17 protein-coding genes and 2 pseudogenes are annotated in these 17,157 nt (G+C 66.4%); 12 read left to right on the top strand and 7 right to left on the bottom strand.

Annotated elements, in window-relative coordinates; translation table 11 throughout:
• Positions 1-285 precede the first annotated feature (285 nt).
• Positions 286-1,338, bottom strand: a complete 1,053-nt coding sequence (locus tag ASC93_RS04310) for an MBL fold metallo-hydrolase (protein ID WP_056437622.1) — start codon at positions 1,336-1,338, stop codon at positions 286-288.
• Positions 1,339-1,473: 135 nt separating this feature from the next.
• On the opposite strand from ASC93_RS04310, the gene ASC93_RS04305 reads away from it, so the two are divergent.
• The 8 genes from ASC93_RS04305 (at position 1,474) to ASC93_RS04265 (ending at position 10,121) form a co-directional block, all read left to right on the top strand.
• Complete coding sequence (locus ASC93_RS04305; RefSeq protein WP_056437620.1) at positions 1,474-1,899, top strand: MerR family DNA-binding transcriptional regulator; 426 nt, start codon at positions 1,474-1,476, stop codon at positions 1,897-1,899.
• Positions 1,900-1,996: 97 nt separating this feature from the next.
• Positions 1,997-3,181, top strand: coding sequence for an isovaleryl-CoA dehydrogenase (locus tag ASC93_RS04300; protein WP_056437617.1), 1,185 nt, complete (start codon positions 1,997-1,999; stop codon positions 3,179-3,181).
• 303 nt (positions 3,182-3,484) lie between these two features.
• Positions 3,485-5,326: a bifunctional isocitrate dehydrogenase kinase/phosphatase gene (aceK, locus tag ASC93_RS04290; protein ID WP_056437610.1), complete on the top strand. Its 1,842-nt coding sequence runs from the start codon at positions 3,485-3,487 to the stop codon at positions 5,324-5,326.
• Positions 5,319-6,518 (top strand): acetyl-CoA C-acyltransferase, encoded by a 1,200-nt coding sequence (locus tag ASC93_RS04285; protein ID WP_056437607.1) that lies wholly within the window; start codon positions 5,319-5,321, stop codon positions 6,516-6,518. Before aceK ends, ASC93_RS04285 begins: the two co-directional genes overlap by 8 nt.
• 111 nt (positions 6,519-6,629) lie before the next feature.
• Positions 6,630-7,298, top strand: a complete 669-nt coding sequence (locus tag ASC93_RS04280) for an SDR family oxidoreductase (protein ID WP_056437604.1) — start codon at positions 6,630-6,632, stop codon at positions 7,296-7,298.
• Positions 7,299-7,327: 29 nt separating this feature from the next.
• Positions 7,328-8,455, top strand: coding sequence for an acyl-CoA dehydrogenase family protein (locus ASC93_RS04275; protein ID WP_056437601.1), 1,128 nt, complete (start codon positions 7,328-7,330; stop codon positions 8,453-8,455).
• A gap of 7 nt (positions 8,456-8,462) precedes the next feature.
• Positions 8,463-9,023, top strand: coding sequence for a GNAT family N-acetyltransferase (locus ASC93_RS04270; RefSeq protein ID WP_056437600.1), 561 nt, complete (start codon positions 8,463-8,465; stop codon positions 9,021-9,023).
• A 45-nt stretch (positions 9,024-9,068) separates the two neighbouring features.
• Positions 9,069-10,121, top strand: coding sequence for a hypothetical protein (locus ASC93_RS04265; RefSeq protein WP_056437598.1), 1,053 nt, complete (start codon positions 9,069-9,071; stop codon positions 10,119-10,121).
• Between the two features lie 3 nt (positions 10,122-10,124).
• On the opposite strand, the pseudogene ASC93_RS04260 reads toward ASC93_RS04265, so the two are convergent.
• Positions 10,125-10,844, bottom strand: a pseudogene (locus ASC93_RS04260) (zinc-binding alcohol dehydrogenase family protein); the annotation flags it as partial.
• Positions 10,845-10,846: 2 nt separating this feature from the next.
• On the opposite strand from ASC93_RS04260, the gene ASC93_RS04255 reads away from it, so the two are divergent.
• Entirely contained in the window at positions 10,847-11,233 is a 387-nt protein-coding gene (locus tag ASC93_RS04255; protein WP_082547764.1) for a substrate binding domain-containing protein, read from the top strand.
• A gap of 131 nt (positions 11,234-11,364) precedes the next feature.
• On the opposite strand, the gene ASC93_RS04250 is transcribed toward ASC93_RS04255, so the two are convergent.
• Together ASC93_RS04250 and ASC93_RS04245 are read right to left on the bottom strand one after the other, a co-directional pair.
• A complete protein-coding gene (locus tag ASC93_RS04250; protein WP_056437591.1) occupies positions 11,365-12,549 on the bottom strand; it encodes an acetyl-CoA C-acyltransferase in 1,185 nt (394 codons plus the stop codon).
• Between the two features lie 99 nt (positions 12,550-12,648).
• On the bottom strand, positions 12,649-13,110 hold the full coding sequence (locus tag ASC93_RS04245) for a MarR family winged helix-turn-helix transcriptional regulator (protein WP_056437589.1): 462 nt from the start codon (positions 13,108-13,110) through the stop codon (positions 12,649-12,651).
• A gap of 132 nt (positions 13,111-13,242) precedes the next feature.
• Here ASC93_RS04245 and ASC93_RS04240 point away from each other — a divergent pair, with 132 nt between their 5' ends.
• A complete protein-coding gene (locus ASC93_RS04240; protein WP_056437586.1) occupies positions 13,243-13,785 on the top strand; it encodes a PaaI family thioesterase in 543 nt (180 codons plus the stop codon).
• 5 nt (positions 13,786-13,790) lie between these two features.
• Here ASC93_RS04240 and ASC93_RS04235 read toward each other — a convergent pair whose 3' ends face one another.
• Complete coding sequence (locus ASC93_RS04235; RefSeq protein WP_056437583.1) at positions 13,791-14,198, bottom strand: MarR family winged helix-turn-helix transcriptional regulator; 408 nt, start codon at positions 14,196-14,198, stop codon at positions 13,791-13,793.
• A 151-nt stretch (positions 14,199-14,349) separates the two neighbouring features.
• On the opposite strand from ASC93_RS04235, the gene ASC93_RS04230 reads away from it, so the two are divergent.
• Positions 14,350-14,949, top strand: coding sequence for an FMN-dependent NADH-azoreductase (locus ASC93_RS04230; protein ID WP_056437580.1), 600 nt, complete (start codon positions 14,350-14,352; stop codon positions 14,947-14,949).
• A gap of 4 nt (positions 14,950-14,953) precedes the next feature.
• On the opposite strand, the pseudogene ASC93_RS04225 reads toward ASC93_RS04230, so the two are convergent.
• Together ASC93_RS04225 and ASC93_RS04220 are read right to left on the bottom strand one after the other, a co-directional pair.
• A pseudogene (locus ASC93_RS04225) lies at positions 14,954-15,574 on the bottom strand (SDR family NAD(P)-dependent oxidoreductase).
• Between the two features lie 11 nt (positions 15,575-15,585).
• Positions 15,586-16,113: an ester cyclase gene (locus ASC93_RS04220; protein WP_082547763.1), complete on the bottom strand. Its 528-nt coding sequence runs from the start codon at positions 16,111-16,113 to the stop codon at positions 15,586-15,588.
• Between the two features lie 102 nt (positions 16,114-16,215).
• On the opposite strand from ASC93_RS04220, the gene ASC93_RS04215 reads away from it, so the two are divergent.
• Complete coding sequence (locus ASC93_RS04215) at positions 16,216-17,118, top strand: LysR family transcriptional regulator (protein ID WP_056437577.1); 903 nt, start codon at positions 16,216-16,218, stop codon at positions 17,116-17,118.
• Positions 17,119-17,157 lie beyond the last annotated feature (39 nt).

The raw sequence follows: 17,157 nt of genomic DNA, 5'->3' as shown, positions 1-17,157 counted from the left end.
GACCGTCTGTGACGGCAGGAAAGACTATAGGTAACAAATAAGTGAGTATTGACCAATTCTCACAGTGCTGTCCAGCAATTCCCAGGCTTTCCAGCGCATCGTGAGCGATGTGTGAAAAATATCCTACAGGAAAAGAAAAACGTTTGCTCGTCCAAATTCTCGTGAAGAAAGGGAACAAGTGTTCCTCTTGGTACGCAAAATGATGCCAAGAGTCAACAAAATCAGCCGAAATGCCGCTAGCTTGTCGCAATTTTTGCGACAAGCATGTTGCCCAAATATGTTGTTTTACGTCAACTCAAAACGGAGGATGCCGTCGTCGCCGGTTACACGGGTCAAGATACCGTTGTACCAAAGATAATGAAGATGGGCCAGCGCCTCGCCGATCGCGAAACTGAGTTGGTGGGCGTCGAGTTGCCGTTTGAACATCAGCGGAACAATGTCAACTGCCGACCTGGGCTCTGCACACGCGGCGCGGACTTCCTCCAGGCGCTCGGCGTGGTGCGCGCGCAGTTGCGCGATGCGGGTGTGCAAGCCACGGAACGGCTTGCCGTGTGCGGGCAGGACCAGGGTGTCGTCGGGCAAGTCCGCGAACTTGGCCAAGGAATCCAGGTATTGCTGCAATGGATTGCCTTCCGGTTCGACGGCGAATACGGAGACGTTCGTCGAAATGCGCGGCAACACCATGTCGCCGGCGATCAGGATCCGGTCCTTGTCGTCGTACAGCGAGACGTGCTCCGGTGAATGGCCGAACCCCGTGATCACGCGCCATTCCCGTGCGCCGACGGCGACGCGCTGCCCATCCTGCAGGCGCGTGTATGCGGCCGGCACGGCGGGCACGAGCGACGGATAGTAATTCTTGCGGCTCTGCATCTGCTCGAGCATGCCCGCGTCGACGAGGCCGTGGCGCTGGAAATGCGGGATGGCCGACGGGCCGTCGACGCCGGGCAGCGCCGCGGCCATCATGCGCGCGAACCCGAATTCGCCCGTGCTCGTCCAGAACGGCGCCTGGAATCGTTCGCACAGCCAGCCGGACAGGCCGACGTGGTCGGGATGGCAGTGGGTTGCGAACACGCGCAGCAGAGGCCGGTTGTCCATTGCGTCCACGAACAGGCGTTCCCATGCCGCCCGGGTCGCGTCCGTCCCGGCGCCGCAGTCGACGAGGGACCAGCCATGACGCGTCTCCGCGGTATCGTCCAGCAGCCACAGATTGATATGGTCGAGGGCGAACGGCAGCGGCATGCGCAGCCAGGACAGGCCGGGCGCCACATCCGTCACCGTGCCGGGCGGCGGAATGACGTCGCCGAACGGATAGCTGAGCTGGGATTCGAGTGGATTCATGCGGTCGACTTTCGTGTTGATGCAGGACGGAGCGCGTTACAATGCCGCAAACGCTTTGACGTAAACGTAAACGGAAGGCGCGGAATGTGATTCTAAGCGATTCCGCACCGCGCCACTTGAGACACGCAGGACACCATGGCCACGACCTACACCATCGCCGAACTGGCACGCGAATTCGACATTACCGCCCGAGCGATCCGCTTCTACGAAGACCAGGGGCTGCTCAGCCCAATGCGCGAGGGCCAGGGCGGACGCAACCGTGTCTATACCCCGCGCGACCGCACCCGGCTGAAACTGACGCTGCGCGGCAAGCGCCTTGGCCTCACTTTGTCGGAGATCAAAAGCATCATCGACATGTACGAGACGCCCAAGGACACGGTGGCCCAGATCAACCGCTTCCTCGGCGTGCTGTCGCATCAGCGCGAGACGCTGGAACAACAGCGCGCGGATATCGAGATGTCGCTGGCCGAAATTTCTGTACACGAAGAAGAATGCCGGCGACTGCTGGCGGAGTCCGGTGCGGTCGGGGAGCTGGTGGACGGGGAGAAGGATGCGGCGTAATCGGCCGTGGACCTCTACTTGACGTTTACGTTAACGTCACTCCGCGCTATCATCCAGTCTGGCCACCAGCCATAACCTAGACGAGAACGAGGACGACATGCTGCATCTCCCTGGCTTGACCTTTGACCACGGCGAAGACATCGCCGCCCTGCGCGAAGCTGTACAACAGTTCGCCGCGAGCGAAATCGCGCCCCGCGCGGGCGAGATCGACCGCACCGACCAGTTCCCGATGGACCTGTGGAAAAAGATGGGCGAACTGGGCCTGCTGGGCATCACCGTCGGCGAGGAATACGGCGGCGCCAACATGGGATACCTGGCGCACATCGTTGCCATGGAAGAAATCTCGCGCGCTTCGGCCTCCGTCGGACTGTCGTACGGCGCCCACTCGAACCTGTGCGTCAACCAGATCAAGCGCAACGGCACCGAAGAACAGAAGCGCAAATACCTGCCCAAGCTGATCTCGGGCGAGCACGTCGGCGCCCTCGCCATGTCCGAGCCGAACGCCGGCTCCGACGTCGTCAGCATGAAGCTGCGCGCCGAATTGAAGGGCGACCGCTACGTCCTGAACGGCACGAAGATGTGGATCACGAACGGCCCGGACGCCGACACGCTCGTCGTCTACGCCAAAACGGACATCGCCGCAGGCCCGCGCGGCATGACCGCCTTCCTCATCGAAAAGGGTTATAAGGGGTTCTCGATCGCGCAAAAGCTGGACAAGCTCGGCATGCGCGGCTCGCACACGGGCGAGCTGGTGTTCCAGGATTGCGAAGTGCCGGTGGAAAACGTGCTGGGTGGCGTGGGCAAGGGCGTCAACGTGCTGATGTCCGGCCTGGATTTCGAGCGCACCGTGTTGTCCGGCGGCCCGCTGGGCATCATGTCCGCCTGCATGGACGTCGTCGTCCCGTACATCCATGAGCGCAAGCAGTTCGGTCAGGCAATTGGTGAGTTCCAACTGATGCAGGGCAAGATCGCCGACATGTATTCGACGATGATGGCGTGCCGTGCGTACGTCTACGCGGTCGGCCAGGCCTGCGACCGCGCGACGAACCCGGAGCAGGTGCGCGCCCTGCGCAAGGACGCAGCCGGCGCCATCCTGTACAGCGCGGAAAAGGCGACGTGGATGGCGGGCGAGGCGATCCAGACGCTGGGCGGCAATGGCTATATCAACGAGTACCCGGTGGGCCGTCTGTGGCGCGACGCCAAGCTGTACGAGATCGGCGCGGGCACGAGCGAGATCCGCCGCATGCTGATCGGGCGCGAGCTGTTCGGCGAGACGATGTAAGTTTGTGGAGAGAGGAGACCGGGGCGAACAAGAAGATCGGCAGGAGCCGGCACAACAATAACACTCCACGCCGCCCGCAGATAAGAACGTCATTCCCGCAAACCGGGGATTCATGCTCGGCCTCCGGCACACGCAACTGCCGCGTTGTCGTGAGCTCAGCATGAAGAGCATCGTGCCGGGGGGCGCGATGCTCACCCGCGCGGGAATGACGTTTCTTACGATGACGATGCATTCTGACACACCGAGTTTCATATCGTTCGCAGCTACAATGACCGCTGCCCCGTCCACCGCGCGAGACGCCCGATGACCCAGGCCACCTTCCCCAAGCTGCTGTCGTCCCAGATCGCCTTCGACATCGCGCGCACCATCCTGGACGGCTTCGACCGCCATTATTCGCTGTTCCGCCAGGCCAGCAAGACGGCCAAGACCCATTTCGAACGCGCCGACTGGACGACGGCCCAGCAGGCCGCGCGCAAGCGCATCGATTTCTACGACAAGCGCGTGCAGGAATGCGTGCATGCGCTGGAAGACGACTACGCGCCGGAAGACCTGACCGACGACACCTGGCGCGAAACGAAGCTGCATTACATCGGCCTGTTGAGCGGCCTGCAGACGGGCCATAAACGTCCGGAACTGGCCGAGAGCTTCTTCAATTCCGTCTGCTGCCACATCCTGCACCGCAGCTACTACCGCAACGATTTCATCTTCGTGCGCCCGGCCGTGTCGACCGAATACATCGAGACGGATGAACCGGCGCCCACGTACCGCGTGTACTACCCGGCGGCGGACGGCCTGCGCTTCGCGTTGCGGCGCATGGTGACGAATTTCCAGCTCGACTGCCCGTTCGCCAACCTCGACCGCGATATCGCCCTCGTCGAGGCGCGCATGGCCGAGCAGTTCGGCCTGCACGAGCGCGAACCGAACCAGCAACTGCACGTGCTGTCGAGCCTGTTCTTCCGCAACAAGGCCGCCTACATCGTCGGCCGCGCCATCAACGGCGCCCGCGAGCACCCGTTCGTCGTGCCCATCCTGCACGACCGGGCCGGCCGGCTGGTCCTGGACACGGTGCTGACCGACCCGGAACAGGTAATCCTGCTGTTCTCGTTTACGCGCGCCTATTTCATGGTCGACATGGAAGTGCCGTCGGCCTTCGTGCAATTCCTGCGCAGCCTGATGCCGAAGAAGCCGCGCAGCGAAATCTATACGGTGCTCGGCCTGCAAAAACAGGGCAAGACGCTGTTCTTCCGCGACTTCCTGCAGCACCTGAAACACAGCTCCGACGCCTTTCGCAGCGCGCCCGGTATCCGCGGTCTCGTGATGCTCGTGTTCGAACTACCCTCCTTTCCGTACGTGTTCAAGGTGATCAAGGATTTCTATCCGCCGCCGAAAGAGACGACGCGGGCCCGCATCAAGGAAAAATACCTGCTGGTGAAACACCACGACCGCGTGGGCCGCATGGCCGACACGCTGGAGTACTCGGACGTGGCCTTTCCGCTGTCGCGCTTCGACGAGGAACTGCTGGCCGAGCTGCGCCGGTTCGCGCCTTCGCTCGTCGAGATCGAAGGCGACCGCATCATCATCAAGCACCTGTACATCGAACGGCGCATGGTGCCGCTGAATATCTTCCTGGACGATGCCCGCCGCAGCGGCGACGACGACCGCATCGAACATGCCGTGTTCGAATACGGCAATGCGATCCGCGACCTCGTCGCCGCGAACATTTTCCCGGGCGATATGCTGTACAAAAATTTCGGCGTCACCCGACAAGGCCGCGTCGTGTTCTACGACTACGACGAGATCGAGTACCTCACCGACTGCAACTTCCGCGACATCCCGCAGCCGCGTAACGAGGAAGACGAGATGGCGGCCGAGCCGTGGTATCCGATCGGCAAGCACGACGTCTTCCCCGAACAGTTCGCGCGCTTCCTGCTCGCGAATCCAACGATACGCGCGGCGTTCATGAAACACCACGCCGCACTATTGACGCGCGTCTGGTGGCAATCGCACAAGGACCGCATCCTGGCGGGCGAAGTCGAGGACGTCTTTCCCTATCCGCAGCACATCCGGTTCCATCACGCGGACCAATCGAACCCGGCGCTACCCTCGCCGCAACCCCATTACTTGGAGACCTTACACAATGAATGATCCAATCGTTATCGTCGGCGCCGCCCGTACCCCGATGGGCGCCTTCCAGGGCGACTTTTCCTCGAAATCCGCGAGCGACCTGGGCGCCGTGGCGATCAAGGCGGCCGTCGAGCGCGCGGGCGTCGACGCCAGCCTCGTCGAGCACGTCTATTTCGGCAACTGCCTGATGGCCGGCCAGGGCCAGGCCCCGGCGCGCCAGGCGCTGATCAAGGCGGGCCTGCCGCTGTCGACGGGCGCCGTCACCCTGTCGAAGATGTGCGGCTCGGCGATGCAGGCCGCGATCTTCGCGCACGACGTGCTCAAGGCCGGCAGCGCGGACGTCGTCGTCGCCGGCGGCATGGAATCGATGACCAATGCGCCGTACCTGATCCCGAAGGCGCGCGGCGGCTACCGCATCGGCCACGGCGTCATGTTCGACCACATGATGATGGACGGCCTGGAAGACGCCTATTCGCGCAACGAGAAGACGGGAGAAGGCCGCTCGATGGGCACGTTCGCCGAGGAGTGCGTGGCCAAATACTGCTTCTCGCGCGAGCAGCTGGACGCGTTCGCGATCGAATCCGTCAGGCGCGCGCAGAATGCCACCGAGTCCGGCGATTTCCAGTGGGAGATCGCACCGGTGACCGTGGCGAACCGCCTGGGCGAGACCATCATCGAAAAAGACGAAGGCCCGGTCAAGGCCAAGGTCGACAAGATCCCGACCCTGCGCCCGGCCTTCAAGAAGGACGGCGTCATCACGGCGGCATCGTCGTCGTCGATCAACGACGGCGCCGCGGCCCTCGTCATGATGCGCGAATCGACGGCCAGGGAACTGGGCCTCACGCCGATCGCCCGCATCGTCGGCCACACGACGCACGCGCAGGAACCGGACCAGTTCACGACGGCGCCGATCGGCTCGCTGCAAAAGCTGTTCAAGAAGACCGGCTGGTCCGCGAAGGACGTCGACCTCTTCGAGATCAACGAAGCCTTCGCCGCCGTGCCGATGGCCGCGATGCACGAGCTGGACATCCCGCACGACAAGATCAATATCCACGGCGGCGCCTGCGCGCTGGGCCACCCGATCGGCGCGTCGGGCGCGCGCATCATCGTCACCCTGCTGGGCGCGCTGAAGAAGACCGGCGGCAGGCGCGGCGTGGCCTCGCTGTGCATCGGCGGCGGCGAGGCGACCGCGATGGCGATCGAGATGGTGTAATCGATGGCGGACGAATGACCGGTAGGGTGGGCACCCCGTGCCCACGTCACGCGCGTGTTTTCAAAACACGGTAAGGTGACGGACCGCATCCATATCGTGAAAGATCTTCCCATGTCCACCGTTCTCATCATCGGCGCCTCGCGCGGCATCGGCCACGAACTTGCCCGTCAATACCGCGCCGACGGCTGGCGCGTGATCGCCACCGCGCGCAAGACTCCGGATTGCGATGCGCTGCGCGCACTGGGCGCCCAAGCGCACCAGGTCGACGTCACCAACGCGGAATCGATCGGTGGCCTGGGCTGGAAGCTGGACGACGAAAAGATCGACGCCGCCTGGCTCGTCGCCGGCGTGTACGGCCCGGATCACGCCGGCTTCCCGACGGAGCGGGAGTTCGACGACGTCATGCACACGAACGTGCTGGCCGCGATGCGCATCCTGCCCATCGTCGCGCCGCTGGTCGCCGCCACGCGCGGCAGGCTGGCCGTGATCTCGTCGCGCATGGGGTCCATCGGCACGCGCAAGAGCAGCGAGGCGTCGCTGTACCGCGCCAGCAAGGCCGCGCTGAATTCCGTGCTGGCCGACGCCGCGCTGACCTGGGGCCCGCAAGGCGCCACCTGCCTCACGTTCCATCCGGGCTGGGTGCAGACCGATATGGGCGGCCCCGGCGCCACGCTCACCGTGCAGCAGAGCGCGACCGGGCTGCGCGCCACGCTGGCCGCCGCAACACAAGCGCAGAACGGCGCCTTCCTCAATTACGACGGCACACCCATCCCGTGGTGAGCCCTCGACGATAACGATAGACGAGACAAATGATTTTGACCGAAGAACACCAGATGATCCGCGACGCCCTGCGCGCCTTCGCGCAGGAGCGCCTGGCGCCCAACGCCGCGCGCTGGGACCGCGAGCACCATTTTCCCAGGGACGAGCTGAAGGAACTGGCCCGGCTGGGCGCGTTCGGCGTGGCCGTGCCCGAGCAGTACGGCGGCGCCGGCCTCGATTACGTGGCGCTGGCGCTCGTGCTGGAAGAGATCGCGGCCGGCGACGGCGGCACGTCGACCATCATTTCGGTCAACAACTGCCCCGTGTGCTCGATCGCGATGGCGTACGCGAACCCCGCGCAGAAGGAACGCTGGCTGCGTCCACTCGCGCAGGGCGATCTGCTGGGCGCCTTCGCGCTGACCGAGCCGCACACGGGCAGCGACGCCGCCGCCCTGCGCACGACGGCCGTGCGCGACGGCGACCACTACGTCCTGAACGGCACCAAGCAGTTCATCACGAGCGGCAAGCACGGCGACGTCGCGATCGTCATGGCGGTCACGGACAAGGCGGCCGGCAAGAAGGGCATCAGCGCGTTCTGGGTGCCGACGGACACCCCCGGCTACATCGTCGCGGGCATCGAGCACAAGATGGGCCAGCATTCGTCGGACACGGCGCAGATCGTGTTCGACGAGTGCCGCGTCCCGGTCGAGAACCTGATCGGAGAAGAAGGGCAAGGCTACAAGATCGCGCTGTCCGGCCTGGAGGGCGGCCGCATCGGCATCGCGTCGCAATCGGTCGGCATGGCGCGCGCCGCGTTCGAGGCCGCGCTGGCGTATGCCAAGGAACGCGAGAGCTTCGGCACGCCGATCTTCGACCACCAGGCCGTGCAGTTCCGCCTGGCCGAGATGGCGATGCAGATCGAGGCCGCGCGCCAGCTGATCCTGCACGCCGCGTCGATGAAGGACGCCGGCCTGCCCTGCCTCAAGGAAGCCGCGATGGCCAAGCTGTTCGCGTCCGAGATGGCCGAGCGCGTCGTGTCGTCCGCGATGCAGGTGTTCGGCGGCTACGGGTACGTGGCGGACTTCCCCATCGAGCGCATCTACCGCGACGTGCGCGTGTGCCAGATCTACGAAGGCACGAGCGACATCCAGAAGATCCTGATCGCACGCGCACTGTGACGCATCGATGGACAGCGCGCAAACGTTGACGATCCGCCCGGCCGGCACCGCCGACCTGGCGCCGTTCTTCGCCTACCTGGACGACCACCTGCGCGACAACGGCGCCGACGGCACGCCGCTGTTCCAGCCGGTGGCGCCCGGGCAGCCGCGCCTGCCGGCCGGGCTGCGCATCGCGTTCATCAAGGGTATCGACATCGCCGTCGGCCAGCCGGGCTGGCGCCGTTTGTGGCTGGCCATCGCACCGGGCGGCGACATCGCCGGCCACGTCGACCTGCGCGGCCGGCCCGAACCGGCCGCCACGCACCGCGCCATGCTCGGCATGGGCGTGCACCGCGTGTGGCGGCGGCGCGGGCTCGGACGGCGCCTGCTCGCAACGGCCGCCGGCTGGGCGCGCGACGACACCGACATCGGCTGGATCGATCTCGAAGTCCTGTCGGACAACCTCCCCGCGTGCGAACTGTACGTGCGCGCCGGCTTCACGACGGTCGCGCGCGTGGCCGACATGCTCCGCATCGCGGACGCCAGCCATGACCTGAGCTACATGACGTTCAGGTTGCGCCAGGGGTGACAATCGGTGAGCATCCGGGCCGGACCCGCATGCTAGAGTCGCGGGATGAAAACCATCGTGCCCCTGCTGCTCGCGTCCTGCATCGCGTCGACCGCCCACGCGGACGACCTTCCTGTCCACTACGGCGCGCCGGACTGCCAGGTCGGCAAACTGCTGCCGGTCCCCGCCGACCGATCCGTGCACTGGAACGGCCCGTGCAAGGACGGCTTTGCGGACGGCGCCGGCGTGCTCGAATGGACGACGCAGGATGGCAGCACGCGGCGCATCGAAGGCAAGTTCGCGCGCGGCGCGGTCAGCGGCGAAGCCAAACTGAAAGCAGGCGACAAATTTACTTATATCGGCTCGCTGACCGACGGCATCCCGGACGGTGAAGGTTATCTGCACTTCGCCGACGAGCTGCGCTACGAAGGCGGCCTCACAATGATGCGGCGCGAAGGCAAGGGCGTGCAGATCTATCCGAACGGCGACGCCTACCAGGGCGAATTCCGCGCCGACCGCCCGAACGGCCAGGGCCGCCTCACCTTTGCCCTCGGCGGCATGGTCGAAGGCGAATTCCGCGACGGGCATCCGGTCGACGGTGACCGCATCACGTATGCCGGCAGCGGCCGCACCGGCACGTTCGATCCAAGCGCGCGCAAGACGCAAGCCGTCAAGCCGGAAAACAAGTTCAGGCAACACCAGGCCGAGCCGGACACGGGCACGCTGCTGGCGAAGACGGAGGTGATGTCCGCGCTGCCGACCAACGCCGGCTGGGATGGGCTCACGCCGGAGCAGCAGGACATCGTGCGCAGCCGCTACCCGGCGCTGGAGCCGGGCGACGAGCCGCCCTACCCGTTGAACGGCACCGTCGAATTCAACCGGGTCACGCTGGCCGCCGCCGGCAAGTACAACGCGCGCGGGCTGCTGCGCCTGCACGTGCTGGTCGGCGCCGACGGCCGCCCGAAGGAAGTGCGCAAGGTGGGCAGCTTCGACGACGACGTGATCCGCTACGTCGCCAGTGCCGCCATGGCCCTGCGTTATAAACCTGCCGTCTGCCACGGCCAGCCGTGCGAGATGCTGTTCCCGTTCGCGATGGAGATCACGCACCGCCTGCAATAACGCTCAGAACCCGGCCAGCACGATCTTGCCCTGCGCCCGGTTCGACTCGATCAGCGCGTGCGCGCGCTTGAGGTTGGCCGCATCGATACGCCCGAAATTCTCGTTGGCCGTCGAACGGAGCGTGCCCGCGTCGATCAGGTCCGCCACGCGGTCCAGGATCTCGTGCTGGCGGATCATGTCCGGCGTCGAGAACAGCGACCGCGTAAACATCAGTTCCCAGTGCAGCGAGACGGCCTTGCGCTTGAGTTGACGGACGTCGATCGGCGCGGGGTCGTCGATCAGGCCGAATTTGCCCTGCGGCGCGATGGCCTCGACGATCTGGTCGAAGTGCTGGTCCGTGTGCGTGAGGCTGATCACGTAATCCGGCGCGCTCAAGCCGGCACGCTGGATTTCGGCGGCCAGCGGCCGGCTGTGGTCGATCACGTGGTGGGCGCCATGTTCAAGGACCCAGTCGCGCGTTTCGGCGCGCGACGCCGTGCCGACGACCGTCAGCCGCGTGAGCTTGCGCGCCAGTTGCACGAGGATCGAACCGACGCCGCCGGCCGCGCCGATCACGAGCAGCGACTTGCCGTCGCCGCGTTCGTCGAGCGGGACATCGAGCCGGTCGAACAGCAGTTCCCACGCCGTGAGGCTCGTCAGCGGCAGCGCGGCGGCGGCACTGAAATCCAGCGCTTGCGGCATCTTGCCGGCGATGCGCTCGTCGACCAGTTGCAGCTCGCTGTTATCTGGCACGCCACGGCACGCCGGCGTCGCCGCACGACCTCGCGGCGCACAACTGCCTGTGCTTCATGCTGGACGAGACGGTCAACGACCGCTGGCGCTTCAGCAAGGATGGGGAAGACATCGAGGTGACGGTGCGCGGCGACCGCGTGGCCGACGATTCCGAGATCGTGCGGCGCTGGGCGCTGGACGGCCTGGGCCTGTGCTACCGCTCGCGCATCGACGTGCAGGCCGACCTCGCGCGCGGCGCGCTGCGCGTCGTGTGCGCGGACTGGCAGGGCAACAGCCAGCCGCTGTACATGGTGCTGGCGAGCCGGCGGCAGGTGTCGCCGGCCGTCAGGGCGCTCAGGGAGTTTCTGGTGGAGAGAATGCGGGAGGCGGTAGCGGAATGACCCCCACCTCGTCGTTCCCGCGCAGGCGGGAACCCAATTTGCATGCGCAGCGTTGGAGCGCGCAGCACTTGGGCCCCCGCCTGCGCGGGGCGACGGTTTCAGGGTCGCGTGTTTATCGAACCCGCCGTTTATCAGACCCGTTCCAGCGCCAGCGCGATCCCCTGCCCGCCGCCGATGCACAGCGTGACGACGCCGCGCCGCGCCAGGCCGCGGCGCATCGCATGCAGCAGGCGCACCGTCAGCACGGCGCCCGTCGCGCCGATCGGATGGCCGTGCGCCACCGCGCCGCCTTCGACGTTGATGACGTCTTCCGGCAACGACAGCTTGCGCGCCACCGCGAGCGGCACGGCGGCGAACGCCTCGTTGATTTCGTAGCGGTCGACGTCGGCGACGTTCCAGCCCGCGCGCGCGAGGGCCTTCTGCACGGCCGGCACGGGTCCGAGGCCGAACATGCCCGGCGCCACGGCCGCCACGCCGGATGCGACGAGGCGCGCGATCGGCTGCAGGCCGAGGCGCTCGGCCGTCGCGCGGTCGGCGACGATGACGGCGGCCGCGCCGCTGTTCAGGCCCGGCGCGTTGCCGGCCGTGATCGTGCCGTCCGGGCGAAACGCGGGTTTCAGTTTCGCGAGCGTCTCCAGCGTGGTGTCCGGGCGGTTCGCTTCGTCCGTGTCGAACAGCTGCACGCCGCGCTTGCCCGCGATCTCGATCGCCACGATTTCATCCTTGAACGCACCGGCCGCCTGGGCGTCCGCAAAGCGGCGCTGCGAGCGCTCGGCCCAGCGATCCTGCGCGGACCGGCTGATGTCCACGTCCTTCACGAGGTCCTCGGTGTGCCAGCCCGAGTGCTGGGCCGAGAACGCGTCGTTCAGGCCGTCGTGCAGCAGGCTGTCGTAGATCTGCGCATGGCCCATGCGCGCGCCCCAGCGCGCCTGCGGCATCAGGTACGGCGCCTGGTCCATGTTCTCCATGCCGCCGGCCAGCACGACGTTCGATTCGCCGGCCAGGATCTCGTGCGCGGCCGAGGCGATGGCCTGGGCGCCCGAGCCGCATACGCGGTTCAGCGTCATCGCGGGCACGCTCACGGGGATGCCGCCGTGAATGGCCGCCTGGCGCGCCGGATTCATGCGGTTGCCCGCCTGGATCACGTTGCCCATCAGGACCGCATCGATGGCATCGGGCGACATGCCCGCGCGCGCGACGGCGGCGCGCACGGCGGCCGCGCCCAGTTCGACGGCGGGGATGGCTTTCAGGGAACCGTTGAACGTACCGATGGCGGTACGCACGGGAGCACACAGGACGATGTCGCGGGCAGGCATGATGATTCCTTTCAGGGTGAATGGCCGGAAGCTGCAAATAGGAGTATATACACGTATTTTGAAGATTGCATGACGCGCGTCGCTGCGGGTTGTTTGCAATCAGGACTGTCCGGCGTCGATGTCGTGGATACCCGTCTCGACGACGGCGCGCAGCAGCATGCGCAGTTCGAGCGCGCGCTCGCTGCCGAAGTTCTGCTCGAAGGTCTGCTGGGCGCGGCGCCACAGCGGCAACACGGCCTTGACCTTGGCCTTGCCGGCGGGCGTCAGGCCGATGACGCGCTCGCGCTTGTCGTGTTCACTGGGACCGGTCGTCACCAGCGCGTCGCGCTCGAGGGGTTTCAGGTTGCGGGTGAGGGTCGTGCGGTCCATGACCAGTTCGGCGGACATCTGGTTGACCGTCATCGGCCCCAGCCCCAGCAGTTTATACAGGATCGAAAACTGGGTGACGCGCAGGCCGGCCTCGCTCAGTACCTGGTCGTACACGCCGGTGATGTAACGCGACGCCTGGCGCAGGGCGAGGCAGTTGCACAGGGGGTCGTTCGATTGCGGGCGCGATGTCATGTCCGGTGTTCCTTGCCGGGACGGCGTTAGTACCCTCCCTCTAGCGAGTATAACCCCGGGTATGCCGAAACCTGTGCATAATCGGCATCGAATAGCTGCATATACACTCAATAACGGACCAGGGAGATTTGCATGGACACGCAGCAGACGGTGGCGGAACAATGGGAAGCGCAGCTGCGCGCGGTGCGCGCGCGGGTGGCGCAAGGCGGCGGCCGGCCGGGCGTGGTGCCGGCGCAGGAAGCGCGCGGGATGACGGGACTGGCGGTGATGCAGGCGCTGCTCGACGGCCGCTTCCCGTACGCGCACATCGCCGAGACGCTCGACTTCTTCCTCGTCGAGGTGGACCAGGGCTCGGCCACGTTCCAGGGCACGCCGCAGGCCATGCACCTGAACCCGATGGGCACCGTGCACGGCGGCTGGTACGCGACCCTGCTCGACTCGGCCGTCGGCTGCGCCGTGCAGACGGCGCTGGCGCCGGGCTACGCCTACACGACGGCGGAGCTGAGCGTGAACCTCGTGCGCGGCGCGCGGCTGGACGGCGGGCCGCTGCGCGCGATCGGGACGGTGCTCCATTGCGGGCGCCAGCTCGCCACGGCCGAAGGAAAAATCGTCGATGCGCAGGGACGGTTGTATGCGCATGCGACCACGACGTGTCTCGTGTTCGAGGCGCGCTGAATCGCTCACCCTACCCCGCGTAATTGGCCGCCCAGCGCCGTGCCGAACCGGCGCTCGAACTCGGCCTGCGCCGCCTGCCACACGGGCAGCGCCTGCGCCAGCCTGGCGCTGCCGGCATCGGTGAGGCGCACGACGTTGCGGCGCGCGTCTTCCTCGTGCGGGCCGATGGCCACGAGGCCGTCGCGCGCCAGCGGCTGCAGGGCGCGGATCACGCTCGTGCGCTCCATCGCCAGCGTGACGGCGAGGTCTTTCATCGACGCAGCTTTGATCTCGTCGACGTAGGCCAGGATCGAGAACTGCGTGCTCGTCAGGCCCACGCGCGCCAGGTGGTCTTCGTACATCTTCGTGATCAGGCGCGCCGCCTTGCGCGAGGCAAAGCAGTTGCAGGCCAGGAGTCGTTCGGATGCGGTCATGGGCCCATGATAGGTGCGTATGCACACGAGTCAAGCGATCGATAATATTCGTCCCACCAGCGGAACAATGATATCCGATAAACCGGCTTAATCCCGTCAACGACAACCAATACAATGTTCTCCATCGACCCCATCCTTCTGGAGAACAACGATGAACATCCTGCAGATCAACGGTAGCGCCCGTGCCAACGGTTCGAATTCCACCCGCGTCGCCGACGCCATCACGGCGCGCCTGGCAGCGCGCCATCCGGAAGCGACGGTCGAGCTGCGCGACCTGGCGCGCGACCCGCATCCGGTGCTGGACGAAGCCGCGCTGTCCGCCCTGTTCACGCCGGCCGACCAGCGCACGCCGGAGCAAAGCGCGCGCGTCGCGCTGGACGACGCCCTGATCGCGCAGCTGAAACGCGCCGACGTGATCGTGCTGGGCGTGCCGATGTATAACTTCAGCGTGTCGGTGCAGATCAAGTCGTGGATCGACGCCGTCGTCCGTGCCGGCGAGACCTTCCGCTACACGGCGAACGGCCCGGAAGGCCTCGTCACCGGCAAGAAAGTCTATGTGGGCCTGGCCCGCGGCGGCATCTACCGCGACACCCCGCTGGACTCGCAGGTGCCGCACCTGAAAGGCGTGCTGGGCCTGATCGGCATCACGGACGTCGAGTTCATCTACGCCGAGGGCGTGAACATGGGCGCGGAGCGCGCCAGCGCCGCGTTCGAGGAAGTGACGACGCAGATCGACGAAGTCGTGGCATGAGGTCTCACGCGATGGTGTCCACGACGCCGCCATCCACCCGCAGCGCCGCGCCCGTCGTGGCCGACGCCTGCGGCGAGCACACGTAGACGATCATGTTCGCGACTTCGTCCGTGCTCGCCGCCCGGCGCAGGATCGAGCTGGGACGCTGCGCACGAACGAAGGCCGTCGCGGCCTGCTCGACCGATGTATTCGCCTCCTCGGCCGCGCCTTGCAGCATGGCGCGCACGCCTTCCGACAGCGTCGGCCCTGGCAGCACCGCGTTGACGGTGACGCCGCTGCCGGCCGCCAGTTTCGCCAGTCCGCGCGAAATCGCCAGCTCGGCCGTCTTCGTCATGCCGTAATGGATCATGTCGGCGGGGATGTTCAGCCCCGATTCCGACGACACGAACACGACCCGCCCCCAGTCCCGCGCCAGCATCCCTTTCAGGTAATGGCGCGTCAGGCGCACGCCTTCAGTTGAAAAAAGTGGTCCCAGGTGGCGTCGTCGATCTCGAAGAAATCCTGCGGTCCGTACGTGCCCGCGTTGTTGACGAGGATGTCGACGCGCGGCTCGGCGGCGATCAGCGCGGGCAAGCCCGGTGGCCGTCGCCAGGCCGATGCCGGCCGTCGATGCGGAGACGAGCATGGTGATTCCTTTCAGCGGGCGACGAGGCCCAGTTGTTGCATCAGCGTGAGGTTGTCTTCGATATGCCAGTTGTCGGCGATCTTGCCGTCCGCGATGCGATAAATGTCGGTGGCGATGAAATCGACCGCCTGCCCCCGGCCTTGCGTATCCGCCCACCGTCCCGTGAAATGGCCGCGGAAGCGGTAGTGCATCGTGACGCGGTCGCCCGCGACGATCATCTGTTGCAGGTCGGCCTGCAGGTCGGGGATCGCCGTGCGCACGAATGCCGATGCCGCGAGCGGCCCCGGCACGCCTTGCGCGCGGCCGGGCGGCAGGGTGCGGTCGGTGAAACCGGGGGCCAGCGCGGCGCGGGCGTAGCGTGCGTCGCCAGTGTGCCAGAACGTCGCGTAACGGCGCGCCGCCAGCAGCTCGGCGTCCCGTTGCGCCGGCGCCAGCGACGCGTCGGCGATGGTTTCATGGGCGCGTACGAGATCGTCGTCCGCGAACGTCGGCAGCGACGCCAGCATGGTTGCGGCCGCGAAGATGTGGGTGGCTTTCATGGTATCGCTCCATCGTGCGTTGATCGATGGCGCCATCATAGATTTCACGCCTGGCGAAAAATAGCGGCAGAATACGAAATCATTATTTCCAAAAAGCGCAAGATGGACACGCTCGCCAACAACTTCCCTGCCCTCGTCGCGTTTGCGCGGATCGTCTCCGCCGGCAGCCTGTCGGCCGCCGCGCGCGAACTGGACGTGCCCGTGTCCGTCGTCAGCAAACGCCTGTCCCTGCTGGAAGCGGGCCTGGGCACGCGCCTCCTGCAGCGCACGACGCGGCGCCAGACGCTGACGGAAGAAGGCCGGCTGTTCCACGCGCGCGTGCTGCGCATCCTCGATGAAGTCGAGCAGGCCGAAGCCCTGCTCGCGCAGCGCCGCGACGGCGTGCACGGCCTGTTGCGCATCACCGCGCCGGGCGAGTTCGGGCGGCGCTGGCTCGCGCCCATCGCGGCCGCGTTCCAGGATTTATACCCGCAGGCGACGATCCAATTGGAACTGGGCGATGCGGTCGTCGACCTGCTGGACAGCGGCCACGACCTCGCGATCCGCTACGGCGCGCTGGCTGATTCCTCGCTCGTCGCGCGCGAACTGGCGCCGAACTACCGCGTGCTGTGCGCGTCGCCCGCCTACCTGGAGCGCCACGGCGAGCCGCGCACCCCGGGCGAACTGGCGGGCCACCGCCTCATCGTGATCGGCGACCAGCGCCGCACCGACTGGAAATTCGACGGCGGCGACACCGCGCCCGTGCGCGTGGACGCCGCCTTCCTCACGAACGACGGCGGCGCCGCGCAGCAACTGGCGCTGGCCGGCAGCGGCATCGCATTGAAATCGATCTGGGACGTGGGCGACGACCTCGCGGCGGGCCGCCTGCTGCGCGTGCTGCCGAACCACGCGATGGCGGCGGCGCCGCTGCATGCGGTGTATCCGCACCAGCGGAATCTGCCGCCGCGGGTGCGCTTGTTCGTGGGGTATCTGAAGGAAAAGCTGCGGGAGGCGTGGCGCTGGTAAAACACGACCACGCCCTTGAACCGTCGTTCCCGCGGTGCA

This window comes from Massilia sp. Root335 (genome assembly GCF_001425685.1).
GTDB classification, from domain to species: Bacteria; Pseudomonadota; Gammaproteobacteria; order Burkholderiales; family Burkholderiaceae_D; genus Telluria; species Telluria luteola.
This window is presented reverse-complemented; position numbering and strand designations above follow the sequence as displayed.